The sequence below is a fragment of the Synechocystis sp. IPPAS B-1465 genome (genome assembly GCF_003015225.1).
GTDB lineage: Bacteria > Cyanobacteriota > Cyanobacteriia > Cyanobacteriales > Microcystaceae > Synechocystis.
This window is the reverse complement of sequence record NZ_CP028094.1, coordinates 2,536,296-2,548,900: the sequence shown is the minus strand read 5'-3', so window position 1 is coordinate 2,548,900 and position 12,605 is coordinate 2,536,296. Positions and strand designations below refer to the sequence as shown.

At 49.5% G+C, this 12,605-nt stretch carries 13 protein-coding genes; 10 read left to right on the top strand and 3 right to left on the bottom strand.

Annotation, left to right across the window (positions count from 1 at the left end):
• Positions 1-30 precede the first annotated feature (30 nt).
• The 5 genes from menC (at position 31) to C7I86_RS11935 (ending at position 4,336) form a co-directional block, all read left to right on the top strand.
• The gene (gene menC / locus C7I86_RS11955) at positions 31-993 is read left to right on the top strand and encodes an o-succinylbenzoate synthase (protein ID WP_010873475.1); all 963 of its coding nucleotides are present in this window, start codon (positions 31-33) and stop codon (positions 991-993) included.
• 39 nt (positions 994-1,032) lie between these two features.
• On the top strand, positions 1,033-1,533 hold the full coding sequence (locus C7I86_RS11950) for a thioesterase family protein (protein WP_010873474.1): 501 nt from the start codon (positions 1,033-1,035) through the stop codon (positions 1,531-1,533).
• 145 nt (positions 1,534-1,678) lie between these two features.
• Entirely contained in the window at positions 1,679-2,938 is a 1,260-nt protein-coding gene (locus tag C7I86_RS11945; RefSeq protein ID WP_010873473.1) for a DUF445 domain-containing protein, read from the top strand.
• Positions 2,939-3,077: 139 nt separating this feature from the next.
• Positions 3,078-3,686 (top strand): DUF3038 domain-containing protein, encoded by a 609-nt coding sequence (locus C7I86_RS11940; RefSeq protein WP_020862156.1) that lies wholly within the window; start codon positions 3,078-3,080, stop codon positions 3,684-3,686.
• Entirely contained in the window at positions 3,683-4,336 is a 654-nt protein-coding gene (locus C7I86_RS11935; protein WP_020862157.1) for a DUF4335 domain-containing protein, read from the top strand. Before C7I86_RS11940 ends, C7I86_RS11935 begins: the two co-directional genes overlap by 4 nt.
• Positions 4,337-4,373: 37 nt before the next feature.
• On the opposite strand, the gene C7I86_RS11930 is transcribed toward C7I86_RS11935, so the two are convergent.
• Entirely contained in the window at positions 4,374-5,057 is a 684-nt protein-coding gene (locus tag C7I86_RS11930) for an SIMPL domain-containing protein (protein WP_223211282.1), read from the bottom strand.
• A 279-nt stretch (positions 5,058-5,336) separates the two neighbouring features.
• Here C7I86_RS11930 and C7I86_RS11925 point away from each other — a divergent pair, with 279 nt between their 5' ends.
• From C7I86_RS11925 to C7I86_RS11910, 4 genes are all read left to right on the top strand, one after another.
• A complete protein-coding gene (locus C7I86_RS11925; protein ID WP_010873468.1) occupies positions 5,337-6,197 on the top strand; it encodes a pentapeptide repeat-containing protein in 861 nt (286 codons plus the stop codon).
• On the top strand, positions 6,176-7,240 hold the full coding sequence (locus tag C7I86_RS11920) for an ABC transporter ATP-binding protein (protein ID WP_010873467.1): 1,065 nt from the start codon (positions 6,176-6,178) through the stop codon (positions 7,238-7,240). Before C7I86_RS11925 ends, C7I86_RS11920 begins: the two co-directional genes overlap by 22 nt.
• Before the next feature lie 162 nt (positions 7,241-7,402).
• The gene (groL, locus tag C7I86_RS11915; RefSeq protein ID WP_010873466.1) at positions 7,403-9,061 is read left to right on the top strand and encodes a chaperonin GroEL; all 1,659 of its coding nucleotides are present in this window, start codon (positions 7,403-7,405) and stop codon (positions 9,059-9,061) included.
• 192 nt (positions 9,062-9,253) lie between these two features.
• On the top strand, positions 9,254-10,165 hold the full coding sequence (locus C7I86_RS11910) for a 2OG-Fe(II) oxygenase (protein WP_010873465.1): 912 nt from the start codon (positions 9,254-9,256) through the stop codon (positions 10,163-10,165).
• 57 nt (positions 10,166-10,222) lie between these two features.
• Here C7I86_RS11910 and trxA read toward each other — a convergent pair whose 3' ends face one another.
• Positions 10,223-10,540: a thioredoxin gene (trxA, locus tag C7I86_RS11905; RefSeq protein ID WP_010873464.1), complete on the bottom strand. Its 318-nt coding sequence runs from the start codon at positions 10,538-10,540 to the stop codon at positions 10,223-10,225.
• A gap of 40 nt (positions 10,541-10,580) precedes the next feature.
• A complete protein-coding gene (locus C7I86_RS11900) occupies positions 10,581-11,237 on the bottom strand; it encodes a DedA family protein (protein ID WP_010873463.1) in 657 nt (218 codons plus the stop codon).
• 65 nt (positions 11,238-11,302) lie between these two features.
• On the opposite strand from C7I86_RS11900, the gene C7I86_RS11895 reads away from it, so the two are divergent.
• Positions 11,303-12,574, top strand: a complete 1,272-nt coding sequence (locus C7I86_RS11895; protein ID WP_010873462.1) for a lipid-A-disaccharide synthase-related protein — start codon at positions 11,303-11,305, stop codon at positions 12,572-12,574.
• The last annotated feature ends 31 nt before the right edge of the window (positions 12,575-12,605 follow it).

The window sequence follows — 12,605 nt, the reverse complement described above, 5'->3', positions numbered from 1 at the left end:
TTAATGTAGCCGTTAATCCCAGCCTGGGCCATGGATAAACCCTATCACGTTAAATTTTATTCCTACAATTTCCCCCTGCCTAAGCCAGTGGTAACAGCCCATGGCCATTGGCAACGGCGACGGGGCTTGATTGTGGAGTTAACCGACCAAAGGGGTAACAGGGGCCGAGGAGAAATTGCTCCCCTACCCTGGTTTGGCACGGAAGATTTAGCCAGCGCCACGGATTTTTGCCGCAGTTTAAAAGGTCGGATTACCCCCGCGCAAATTGAGAAAATTGGCGATCGCCTACCCTGTTGTGGGTTTGCCTTTGGCTCAGCGGAGTGGGAGTTAGAGAGCGGCAGTGTGATTGAAAATTCCCCCAACTCTCTCAGTTACTGTCAACTTTTGCCTACAGGGGAGGCCGCCCTGGATTATCTCGCCTCCAATCCCCAGTTGGGAGCTAGCACGTTTAAATGGAAAATTGGCGTCGGGGATTTTGCTGTAGAAAGGGATTTGTATGGGCAGTTATGGCGACGGTTACCGGAAGGCTGTCAAATTCGCCTCGATGCCAACGGCGGTTTGAGTGTGGACATCGCCCAACAATGGTTAACTCTCCTCGATCGCCAAAGGGAAAATTCTGGGCCCAAAATTCAATACCTGGAGCAACCCCTGCCTCCTGGGGAAATTGACGAGATGTTTCGACTGCAAGAAGATTTTGCTACCTCCATCGCCCTAGACGAAGCGGTATGCAGCTTAGCTCAACTCGCCCAACTCTACGATAAAGGTTGGTCCGGGCTTTACATCCTCAAAGCCGCCATCATGGGGAATCCTAGGGTACTGAACCATTGGTTAAAAACCCATCCCATCCCCGCCATTTTTTCCTCCGTGTTTGAAACGGCGATCGCCAGGGGTCAAGTGTTGGCCCTGGCCCAAAAGTGGAACTTACCAGACCATGCCGTTGGCTTTGCTCCCCTAAGGGAACCCATAACAGAGGCCACCCCGGACTCGGTATGATGGGGATCAGCGTTGTTTAATGCCCCCTTTAGATTGACTGTGAGTGATTCCCCCAAGCCCCAATTACCCCCAAGCCCCCAGGGAGACCATTGTCTAGTTCACCAACAGGAACTGGAAGCTGTGACCGAAAAGTGGTTTGAGATTATGGTCCGGGTACAACCCCACCACACTGATTACGGCGGCGTTGTTTGGCATGGCACCTACCTAACCTGGCTGGAAACCGCCCGAGTGGAATGTTTGCGGTCCATTGGAGTGGATTTTGCCGACTTGGTCAAGCTGGGTTGTGATTTACCTGTGGTGAGCCTGGCCCTACGGTACCACCGAGCCATCCGCTTGGGACAAACAGCAGTGATTAAAGTGCAAATGCAAGAAATTCAGAAAGTGCGGCTGGAATGGCAAAATCAAATTGTTTGTCTGGAAACCGGGGAACCCTGTGTAACTGGCAAAATTACCCTAGTGGCGATCGACCCTGCCAAGGGCAAAATTATGCGCCGTTTACCACCGGTGGTACAGGAACATTTACTAAAGCTGAGACAGTGATCTTTGATCCGCCATTGCAGTATTTACTACCTTGGGAAGGAGGGGAAATTTGTTTGTTGGCACTGACGAGAACTTTTAACTTTCCCTTTTCGCAACCATTACTTAAACAAAACTTCCATACCGTTCAGTTTGGGTCGGGGATTCCATGCCCTTGCCTTTGATGATGATTAATTACTCCCTACTCCTCTCCCTAGCTTTACCACCCATTGCGGGGGGAATTATTGGCTATTTCACCAACGATTTAGCCATCAAAATGCTCTTTCGTCCCTACAAACCTCTCTTTCTGGGCCCCTATCAACTCCCCTTTACTCCTGGATTAATTCCCCGCAACCAGGAACGACTGGCTAAGAGGGTTTCCGACACCATTATGGGTTCTTTGCTGACCCCGGAGGAGCTACAACGGCTGGCCCGTAAACTACTGCAACGGGAGCGGGTAGAGGGAGCTTTAGGATGGTTATTGCAATTGGCCCTAAAGCAAATTCGGGAAGATAAGCAACAAAAAACCGCCCAAATTCTCGCCAATATTTTACGAGATTTATTTAGTGAATCTTTACCCCGCCTATTAAAAGCCCTGGCTCGGCAGGATAATTTTCTCTCGGACCAGATTAACCGTATTTTTGACCAAATTTTGCTGGAATTTCGGCTGTCGGAATTACAATCCCGTCAGTTTGCTGATTGGTTACTGGGCACAGTGTTGCCGCCGGACACGATTCGTTTGGCGTTGGTGGACTTTTTGAGCGATCGCAATATCCAGGTGATTGATGAGGGTTTTCGAGAAAAAACCAGTGGCACCTATTGGGTGGTGGCCAATTTATTTGGGGTGCGTAATTCCCTCACCCGTTTGCGGGCTTTTTGCCTGGAGGAAAAGGAAACGGCCAATTTACGCTTGAAGGAATTATTGCTTTCCCTAGAAATTCGGAATCGCCTCAAGGACTGGCTACAGCAATTGTCCCTGGAAAATTTACCGGTTTCGACGGTGCGACAACTACGGCGGACCACAGGGGAAGTGGTGCGGACCTATATTCGGGAGCGGGGGGAACCATTGCTGAAGGATTTTGGTAGCTCGGTGGATTGGGATAATGTGGCGGTGCTCATTGTCAATCGGCTCCAGTCTTCCACAGCGGTAACCGGCTCCTTGGGCTTGGTAAGTGAGGAATTGGCCTCAATTTTGGAACGGTATTTGGAGGATGACCTAGAAAAAATTGTTAAGCAAATTATCCCCATCCTGGCCATTGACCAGGTGATTATCAACCGTATTAATGAAACCCCCGCCGCCGAGCTGGAAACCGCTGTCCAGGCCATTGTGCGCAGCGAACTCCAGGCCATTGTCAACTTGGGGGGAGTGCTAGGGTTGATTATTGGTGGTCTGCAGACTGGCTTTTTCCTGGTCAGCCGTGGTTTTTGATGGGAGTCCGACCCGATGCGATACCATGGTTGGCAGTGTCAGAGTTTAGATCGTTGTTTAGGTCATTTCCTCCGATCCTTTGGTCGCCCTTTTTACTGTTATTTTCCTTTGCCCAACTCAGCCTGTGTTAACTTCGCCCATGTCTGATGCCGCTGTTGTTGTTGAAGAACAGGCCGCTGTGCTAAAAACTTTGCCGGATTTTCCCCTGTCTAATCAGCGGTGTGCCAGCCAGTTACAGCAACGCCTTGATTTGCTATTACTGGCGATCGAGGCTTTGGATGTGGGCTCGGCGTCGAAAATGTTAGCCAGTGCGGAAAGTTTAGGTTTGCAATCCATCATTCCCCATGCTCTAGCCCTGTGGCGGTTACGCTGTACTAACCCCTGGCGACGTTCCTATAACCGCACCCTACTCACCCTAGACCAAGCTAAGGCCCTGACGGCGATCGCCCACTACCAGGCCAAGCCGTTAAATGTAACCATGCGGCAATTACTAATTGCGGAACGACAAATGCGAGCCAAACAGTTGCCAGTGGGCACCAATTTTTTACTGTCGGATTACCTAGACCAATTCCGTTCCCATTTTAGTAGCCGGATGAATCCCCGCCGGGCTAAAGTATCGGTGTTGTTGGCTTCGGAACCGGCCATGGACGATTTTGCCCTGGGTTTGCTTAACCAATTGATGTTTTGCACCGGCACCATTGGCATGGAACGTTTATGGATCAGCTTGTTTGACGGAGAAGTAGCTTGAATATTCAACGACCCTATCGCCTACCCAACTGTACCCTCACCCTGGAGGGCATGGCCAGCGGCACTGACCCCGGTTCTAGCAACGGGGATTTGCAAATCATTCTCAATGCCCGTTGTCAGTTTCTCAGTACCAATCAAAGTTTAGAGGGGGGGAGGGCTTTTCTGGAAGCCTTGGCCAAGGCGGTCAACAGTTACGCCCAGGGTTGTTTGAGTGGGATTCCCCACCCCGCAGAAACCAAGGGGGAAAATGGGGAATGGGCCGAGTTAATGCCCCTGCCGGATCAGGCCCTGCACCGTTTGGTGTGGCATCCGCCGGCCGATGAATCCTCCGAGGCGATCGCCGTTGACCTAAGCACTGTGGAACTTTTTGACCTAGTGGAAGCGGTGGATCAGTTTATTGGCGATCGGCATACCTTACCGGATTTTTCCCTTACCCTGGAGCCCCTGTCCCGCCGCCACCGACAATCGGATGAACCCTTTGTGCAACGGGCCATTCCTGCCAGCTTGGGAGCTTTGGGCTTAGCGGTTTTTGCCCTGGTGCTCTACTGGCTGCCCATCCCCGAAATTCGGGAGCCGGAAGGGAACCCCGGCAACCCCCCTAATTTGGTCCAGCCGGGTAATGGCAATCCCCCCAATGGCCCCACTCCTTAACAGATCTAGGAAAATAAGGCTTATCATTTGACATTAGTTAATAGGCAATTTCCAAAGTTACTGTGGCCTGCACTGTTTGGTCACCGCTAATAATGGGGGTGGGAGCAGACTCTGCCATGGGGGAGGCGGCCAGGGCGCCCCGAAAAAGGGGCATGGGTTGGTCCGGGCTAGGGTTAATGACAATACGGACAATGTTTTGAGGCGTTAGATTCAAACTGGACAACACCACCCGAGCTTGGGCTTGGGCATCGGCGGTGGCGGCTACTAGGGCCTTTTGCTCAGCCGCTTTGAGGGTTTCAGGAGTGGCAATAAAGCGGATACCATCGATGCGACTGGCCCCGGCCCGCACAGCTTCATCAAGGATTTTTCCCACTTGGTCGCTTGGGTACTGAAAACTGACGGTGTTACTGCCGATGTAACCTTCCAGTCTTCTTTCGTTATTGCTGTAAACATAATTGGGTTGGAGTTGGAGTCCTTGGGTTTGTAATTTATCCACCCTTTGACTGCGTAGATAGGCCACCAGACGGTTACTCCGTTCGGCGATCGCCGTTTGCACCTGGTCAGCGGTATCGGCTTGGACTTCCACTGTTAGCTGAGCCTCCGTTAGGGTGGTGGGGACAGACTCCGAAGCTTGGCCGGTGACAGTGAGCAATTGTTGCATTTCGTTAGCCCAGAGGGGAGAGGGGGGCAAGGTGGTGAGTATCGCACCGGACAAGAGCACGGATGCAGAAAATTTAGAAAGTTTTGATATGCCCATAGTTGGCCTCCTAGAAAAAAATTTTGGTCGCACCCTTCTTTTTGATGCTCAAAGGGAAAGTTCCAAATCCTCCAAATACCAATACTTTGGAGGGACTTAGCTGGAGTATGGAAGCTAACCCCTGCTCCATATTTGCAAGGTACAATGAAGGGTTGACAACAAGTTACCCACTCAATGCTATGGTTTGCACTAGATAGGGTTAATCTTAATTGACCGGCAGTCTCGGCAGCGGAAAAATTTTCGATGGTAGACAATAATCAAGCCCAGGCAATTCTTCGTCAGTACCAGGTAGGGGAACGCAATTTTCCCAACTTAGCCCTACGGCACATTGACCTCCATGGCTTCACCCTAGCAGGGGCGGATTTTAGCGGATCGGACTTCAGTGAAGCTAACCTGCGAGGAACGGATTTGCAAGGCTGTAAATTACAGGGATGCTATTTTAACAATGCAGATCTGTCGGGGGCGAATTTAGCTAAGGCGGACCTAAGGCAAGCATCTCTAATAAAAACTTTTTTGCTTAAAGTCAACCTCCAGGGAGCTCATTTAAACAATGCCCTTTGTGCCGGAGCTTTGTTAACCAGGGCTAATCTTGAAGATGCCTGTTTGCATGGAGCCTTGCTGACGGGGGCAGACTTAACCGGAGCAAAGTTAAGCAAGGCAAAATACAATCAACAAACCCAGTTTGATGCTGGCTTTAGACCGGAAAACTTTGGTCTGATTAAAGAAACAGGGAGCGCTACTCCTGATCCTCAAACTGAAGCTCAGACTCAATCCCCAGCGCCCCTACCCACTAGCTTGACGGTGGAAGACCTGTTGTTGACTTTTGAATATTTAGGTAATTTGGGTAATCATTATTTGGGCAGTACCATGGCTAGCCGTTATCTACAATCGGCCCGGCCCAAACAAGAATGGTTTGCCCAGTTTGAGGTGGATAAAAAGATCGTTAAACTTAACTATCAAGGGGCCAAGCAGGAACAGTTGACCCCAAAGCAAATTGAGTTGGCTCAACAATGGGCTCAGCAGTATGTCAAATCCTGCACAGTCATTTTTAAGACTTTTCCCACCATGATCGAAACCGATCAATGCGTTTTCGATGTTACTTAATATTTAGTATATTTAGTGACTCGCTCTTGGGAGCAGGATTTTTTCAGGGAGGAAAAAGAGCAATGGTTGTGTCAACTCCGATCGCCGCTGAGGAAAAGCCACCGATTCAGGCCAATGTGGTGGAAACTTGGGAAATTAGCAAAATCTACCGCACCGGCTTTTGGATGAATCAGAAGGTGGAGTCCCTTAAACCTTTGTCCATTGCCGTACAGCAAGGGGAAACCTTTGGTTTACTGGGTCCTAATGGAGCAGGTAAAACTACCCTGTTAAAAATTCTTTTGGGGGTAATTCGTGCCAGCGGTGGCCGGGGTACTCTACTAGGCAAACCCATCGGCGATCGCCAGACTAAACAACGGGTGGGCTACCTACCGGAAAATGCCTACTTTTATGACTTTTTAACCGCTTGGGAATTTTTGGATTACATCGGCAGTCTGTTTCAAATTGGGAAACAGGAACGACAACGGCGCATTCTGGCCATGTGTGACCTGGTGGGGTTAGCCCAAAAAACCGCCAAAAAGAAGCAATTGCGACAATATTCCAAAGGTATGTTGCAACGGGTGGGCATGGCCCAGGCATTGATTAACGATCCTGAAGTCGTTTTCCTCGATGAACCCATGTCCGGTTTGGACCCCCTGGGGCGCTACCAAGTGCGGGAAATTATTCTTTCCCTCAAGGAACAGGGCAAAACCATCTTTTTCAACTCCCACATTTTGGCGGACGTGGAACAAATTTGTGACCGCATTGCCATTTTGGCGCGGGGGGAATTGCTGTGCAGTGGTTCTTTGGCGGAAGTGTTAGGTAATGACGAAGGCTATGAAGTGGTGCTCAAGGGAGGAGAAGAAGAGGCGTTGGGTAAATATCTAGCCAATTTAAGTCAGGAACAGGATGTTTGGCACGGCCATTACCAAGGGGATGTCCAAGCTCTAGTGGATGCGTTACCCAGTCTTAATGCCCGTTTGATCAGCATGAACCTGGCCCGCCCTTCCCTGGAAGATTATTTCATCCGCCAACTGCGAGAACGGGGTATCACCACCAGCCAGTGAGCATTAAACGTCCGTTACTCCCCCATTTAAATCCAGGGCGATCGCCAAGCTCTAAGACCGGGAAACCGAACCTTACCTGACTTAGCACTCCACTGCCAAGAGTGCTAAAGTGCTTTATGGACTTGTCCGCCACCTTTGACGTTATTTGTAACTTTTTAGTCTATGTCTAAACTTATTTCCTTTAAGGATGAATCCAGACGCTCTTTGGAAGCGGGGATTAATGCCCTGGCTGATGCGGTGCGGATTACCCTCGGCCCCAAAGGTCGCAATGTTTTATTAGAAAAGCAGTACGGTGCTCCCCAGATTGTCAACGATGGCATCACCGTAGCCAAAGAAATTGAACTGTCCAACCCGGAAGAAAATGCTGGAGCTAAGCTAATCCAGGAAGTTGCTTCCAAAACCAAGGAAATTGCTGGGGATGGCACCACCACCGCCACTATTATTGCTCAAGCTTTAGTGCGGGAAGGTCTGCGCAACGTCGCCGCCGGTGCTAATCCCGTGGCTCTCCGTCGGGGCATCGAAAAAGTTACCACTTTCCTCGTTCAAGAAATTGAGGCTGTGGCTAAACCCGTGGAAGGTTCGGCGATCGCCCAAGTGGCCACCGTATCCTCCGGTAACGATCCCGAAGTTGGGGCCATGATTGCCGATGCCATGGACAAAGTCACCAAAGATGGCGTCATCACCGTGGAGGAGTCCAAATCCCTCAACACCGAATTGGAAGTGGTGGAAGGGATGCAGATCGACCGGGGCTATATTTCTCCCTACTTCATCACCGATAGCGATCGCCAGTTGGTGGAGTTTGATAATCCTTTAATCCTCATCACCGATAAAAAAATCAGTGCCATTGCGGAATTGGTTCCCGTACTGGAAGCTGTGGCCCGGGCCGGTCGTCCCCTGTTAATCATTGCGGAAGACATTGAAGGAGAAGCCCTTGCTACCCTAGTGGTCAATAAAGCCCGGGGTGTACTCAACGTGGCCGCCATTAAAGCCCCCGCCTTTGGCGATCGGCGTAAAGCTGTGTTGCAAGATATCGCTATCCTCACCGGTGGTAGCGTCATTTCCGAAGACATTGGCCTGAGCCTCGACACCGTCAGCTTGGATCAATTGGGCCAAGCCGTTAAAGCCACTTTGGAAAAAGACAACACCATCCTCGTCGCTGGGGCCGACAAACGGGCTTCCGCTGGAGTCAAAGAGCGGATTGAGCAGTTGCGGAAAGAATATGCTGCTTCTGATTCCGATTACGACAAAGAAAAAATCCAAGAGCGCATTGCCAAACTAGCCGGTGGTGTAGCTGTGATTAAAGTCGGGGCCGCAACGGAAACCGAACTCAAAGACCGCAAACTCCGCATTGAAGATGCCCTCAATGCCACCAAAGCCGCAGTGGAAGAAGGTATTGTTCCCGGTGGTGGTACAACCCTAATTCGTTTAGCGGGCAAAATTGAAAGCTTTAAAGCCCAACTCAGCAACGATGAAGAGCGGGTTGCCGCCGACATCATCGCCAAAGCCCTGGAAGCTCCCCTGCACCAGTTGGCCAGCAATGCTGGGGTAGAGGGTTCCGTCATTGTGGAAAAAGTTAAAGAAGCTACTGGCAATCAAGGTTACAACGTCATCACTGGCAAAATTGAAGACCTGATAGCCGCTGGCATCATCGACCCCGCTAAAGTGGTACGTTCTGCTCTGCAAAATGCCGCTTCCATTGCTGGGATGGTGTTGACCACTGAAGCTTTAGTAGTGGAAAAACCTGAACCTGCGGCTCCCGCTATGCCCGATATGGGTGGCATGGGCGGAATGGGTGGTATGGGCGGCATGGGCATGATGTAATCGTTCCATCCTTGCCATGATTGACTCATCAATCCATTGTTAATAATCTGAAGGCTTTGTCGCCTTTTGTCCCCTTTCCTTTACTAACTAGGAGGGGGATTTTTGTTGGCTTCAAAACAGTTAGAATTGTTCCAACCATCAATTTTCAGCAAAAAATGTGATTGGCCTTAGGTAACCCAGGGGAACTGCATAATGAACAGGGGAGCAAAAGTAAAGACCAACGGAGATAACCTAGCCTTATCAACTAGAGCAAAAAAGTTATTAACTAAATCCATTGATACTTTAGAAACAATTATTGACAACGATCAATGTTCTCCTCAGGAAAAAGCAACGATAGCCCTAAAAATCCTCGAAATGGCAGGGATTTTCACCGAATTTAAGCATCACTCAGTGGATAAATTAGTGGCTAAGGCTGAGGAAAAAATTAGGCGATTACAGTCACAGTATCCTCAAATAAACCTCAGCCTATCGGAACCGACATTACACCAGCAGTCAGAATCAATATTTTTGCCCGGTACCTACGGAGAAATTAAAAACTTCTTATCACCGGAAGAAAATCAAAAAATCATCACAGAGGCTATTGATAAAAAAGAAGAATACATTAAATCTAACACTACTACTAAAGCTAATCAATATCGCCAATCCTACGTGCTTTTTTCTCAAAAAATTCCTGCATTATCAGCTTTAATACGGGAACGAATCAAACAAAAGTTACCGGAATTACTGGGTCAACTAAACTTTTCTCCCTTTGAAGTTGCAGAAATAGAATTACAACTCACAGCCCATAATGATGGTTGTTATTATAGAATCCACAATGACGCAGGTAGTGAAAAAACAGCTAGCCGACAAATTACCTATGTCTATTATTTTTATCAAGAACCGAAAGCTTTTTCTGGGGGAGAATTAAGGCTCTACGACACGGAGCTTAAAAATAACACCATTACTACCCATCCGAAGTTTCAAACCATTACCCCCATCAATAATTCTATTATCTTTTTTAATAGCCGTTGTCGCCACGAAGTGATGTCTGTGGTTTGTCCTTCTAGGGAATTTGCCCATAGTCGCTTCACAGTCAACGGCTGGATCCGCAAAAAGATGAATTGACTGAATATATTTAGAAACTATTAACTAAAGGTTTGTTGTCGATCGCCGGAATGGTATTTACACAAAAACCTGTAACTGTTGGATCAACTGGGCGGCCTGTTGTACGCCTTCCATGCGGTGCACTGGTTGGCCCTGCTTGAATAACACCAAGGTCGGTAAAGACTGGATTTGGTATTGGGTGGCGATCGCCGGATATTTATCAGTGTCAATTTTCACCACTTGGATTTGTTGGCGTAGATGACTGCCCACTTGCTCCAGAATGGGGGCCATCATTTGGCAGGGGCCGCACCAGGTAGCGTAAAAGTCCACTAGCACCGGCTTGGGGGAACCGGCCAGCATTTCAGCAAAATTAGCAAACTGTTTTTTGACGGCCATGGTATTTTCCCTCGCAAAGATATTAATCCAGTTCTAACAATTATTGGGGGCGATCGCCTATGGTCGACTCAATGGTTTGATCAAAACGCTTTTGCAGGAAGTGAAAGACAAAGTAAATGCCCACCATGCCCACCACTGCTGCTAGGGCAAACCAACTGAATTGGGTCGTCCAGGCAATAATTTGCTCGATGGTGACCACCCGCCCCAAAAAGTAAGCCAAACTAACGGTGATGGCAGCCCAGACGGAGGCACCGCCGATGTTGTACAACAGGAATTTGCCGTAGGGCATGCGGACAATGCCGGCCATGGGCCCCGCAAAAATTCGTAACAGGGTAACAAAACGACCAAAAAACACTGCGGCCGCCCCATTCTGACTAAATTTATGCCGGGCTTGGTCTAGTTTTTCCTGGGGAATGTTGAACAGTTGGGCCGCCCTGGTTAGTAAGGGCCAACCGCCCCAGCGTCCCACCCAGTAACCACAACTGTCCCCCAACACGGCCCCGGCGATCGCCGCGATTAATACCCCGCCATAACTTAAATCTCCACTGCCGGCCAAAAAGCCCCCCAACAGGGTTATGGTTTCTCCAGGGATGGGAATGCCTGCATTTTCCAAGGCAATGCCAAAGAATACGGCTCCGTAACCATATTGGCGGGCCAATTCCTGCAATGTCTCTAGCGAAAAAAATTCCCAACCCATGGTGATACTTATTTAATAATTCTTAATACTCTGCTTATTTTCAGTGTAACGGATGGGAGTGTTGGATGTTGCCGAAGATTCTACTGCTCAGCAATGGGCACGGAGAGGATGCGATCGCCGTCAGTATTGGCCAGGCTTGGAGTGAGTTGGCGGGAATGGAGCCTGGGGAAATATTAGTGGGATTGCCCCTAGTGGGGGAAGGCAACAGTTATCGACGTTTAAATATTCTCTTGATTGGCCCGGTGAAAACCATGCCCTCCGGCGGCTTTAACAACATGGATGCCAGGGAATTATGGCGGGATGTTCAGGGAGGCTTATGGGGATTGACCAAAGCCCAGTTAGGCGGTTTGCAAAAATGGACGGCCCAGGGGGGGAAAGTTCTAGCGGTGGGGGACATAGTGCCCTTGGCCCTCGCTTGGTTGGGCCGAGGTGATTACGCCTTTGTGGGCACAGCCAAGTCGGAATATTATCTGCGCTCCCCCGCTGGGGCATGGTTACCTAGTACCCAAGCTTGGGAAAAATGGCTTGGTTGCGCTTACTATCCTTGGGAACGGTGGTTAATGACGAGGAAAAATTGCGTAGCAGTCTTTCCCCGCGATCGCCTCACCCATGAAAGTTTGTTAAACCAAGGTGTGGCCAGTTATGCCGTGGGCAATCCAATGATGGACGGTTTAAACCCGCAGGATTACAAGCCCCAAACGTTACAGCCAGGACAAAGTTTAACCATTACCCTTTTACCCGGTTCCCGATCACCGGAAATGGAACGCAATTGGGCCTTGATTGTGGAAAGTTTAACCAGTGTGTTAGCCCATTTTGCCGATGCTTCCATAACTTTCCTGGCGGCGATCGCCCCTTCCTTGCCCTTACCAACGTTGATGGCTGAACTGGAAACCCAAGGTTGGCAACCACTGGAAGATAATGCCGTGGAACTTTTGACCAACAAGGTTTCTTGCTTGATTAAAGGGCCCGTTTTCCAAAAAGATCATGCCCGGCTGGTTTTTAGCCAACAGCAGTTTGCCGATTGTTTGCACCATGCCCAAGCGGCGATCGCCATGGCCGGTACCGCCACAGAACAATTTGTCGGGTTGGGGAAACCAGTGATTAGTTTTCCCGGACAAGGCCCCCAATACAATCCCTATTTTGCGCGCCGTCAAACCTGGCTTTTGGGAGAATCCTTAATTTTGTTGAATAGTCCTGACCAAACTGGGGAAGCTTTACAACAAGTACTTCATGATGTTGAGCGACTAGAGGCGATCGCCTGTAATGGCCGGGAAAGGCTGGGACAAGCTGGAGCGGCCCGCCGCATTGCAGAGATTCTCAGGGAACAATGGTGTTAGGTTTTTACTAGAAAAATTTCAGCGCTAACGC

Excerpts from the sequence above, each read along its gene's own strand:
- C7I86_RS11925 (WP_010873468.1), top strand. The coding sequence starts at position 5,337 with ATGGTAGACAATAATCAAGCCCAGGCAATTCTTCGTCAGTACCAGGTA.
- C7I86_RS11945 (WP_010873473.1), top strand. The coding sequence starts at position 1,679 with ATGCCCTTGCCTTTGATGATGATTAATTACTCCCTACTCCTCTCCCTA.
- trxA (WP_010873464.1), bottom strand. The coding sequence starts at position 10,540 with ATGGCCGTCAAAAAACAGTTTGCTAATTTTGCTGAAATGCTGGCCGGT.
- menC (WP_010873475.1), top strand. The coding sequence starts at position 31 with ATGGATAAACCCTATCACGTTAAATTTTATTCCTACAATTTCCCCCTG.
- C7I86_RS11940 (WP_020862156.1), top strand. The coding sequence starts at position 3,078 with ATGTCTGATGCCGCTGTTGTTGTTGAAGAACAGGCCGCTGTGCTAAAA.
- groL (WP_010873466.1), top strand. The coding sequence starts at position 7,403 with ATGTCTAAACTTATTTCCTTTAAGGATGAATCCAGACGCTCTTTGGAA.
- C7I86_RS11910 (WP_010873465.1), top strand. The coding sequence starts at position 9,254 with ATGAACAGGGGAGCAAAAGTAAAGACCAACGGAGATAACCTAGCCTTA.
- C7I86_RS11895 (WP_010873462.1), top strand. The coding sequence starts at position 11,303 with ATGTTGCCGAAGATTCTACTGCTCAGCAATGGGCACGGAGAGGATGCG.
- C7I86_RS11920 (WP_010873467.1), top strand. The coding sequence starts at position 6,176 with ATGCGTTTTCGATGTTACTTAATATTTAGTATATTTAGTGACTCGCTC.
- C7I86_RS11900 (WP_010873463.1), bottom strand. The coding sequence starts at position 11,237 with ATGGGTTGGGAATTTTTTTCGCTAGAGACATTGCAGGAATTGGCCCGC.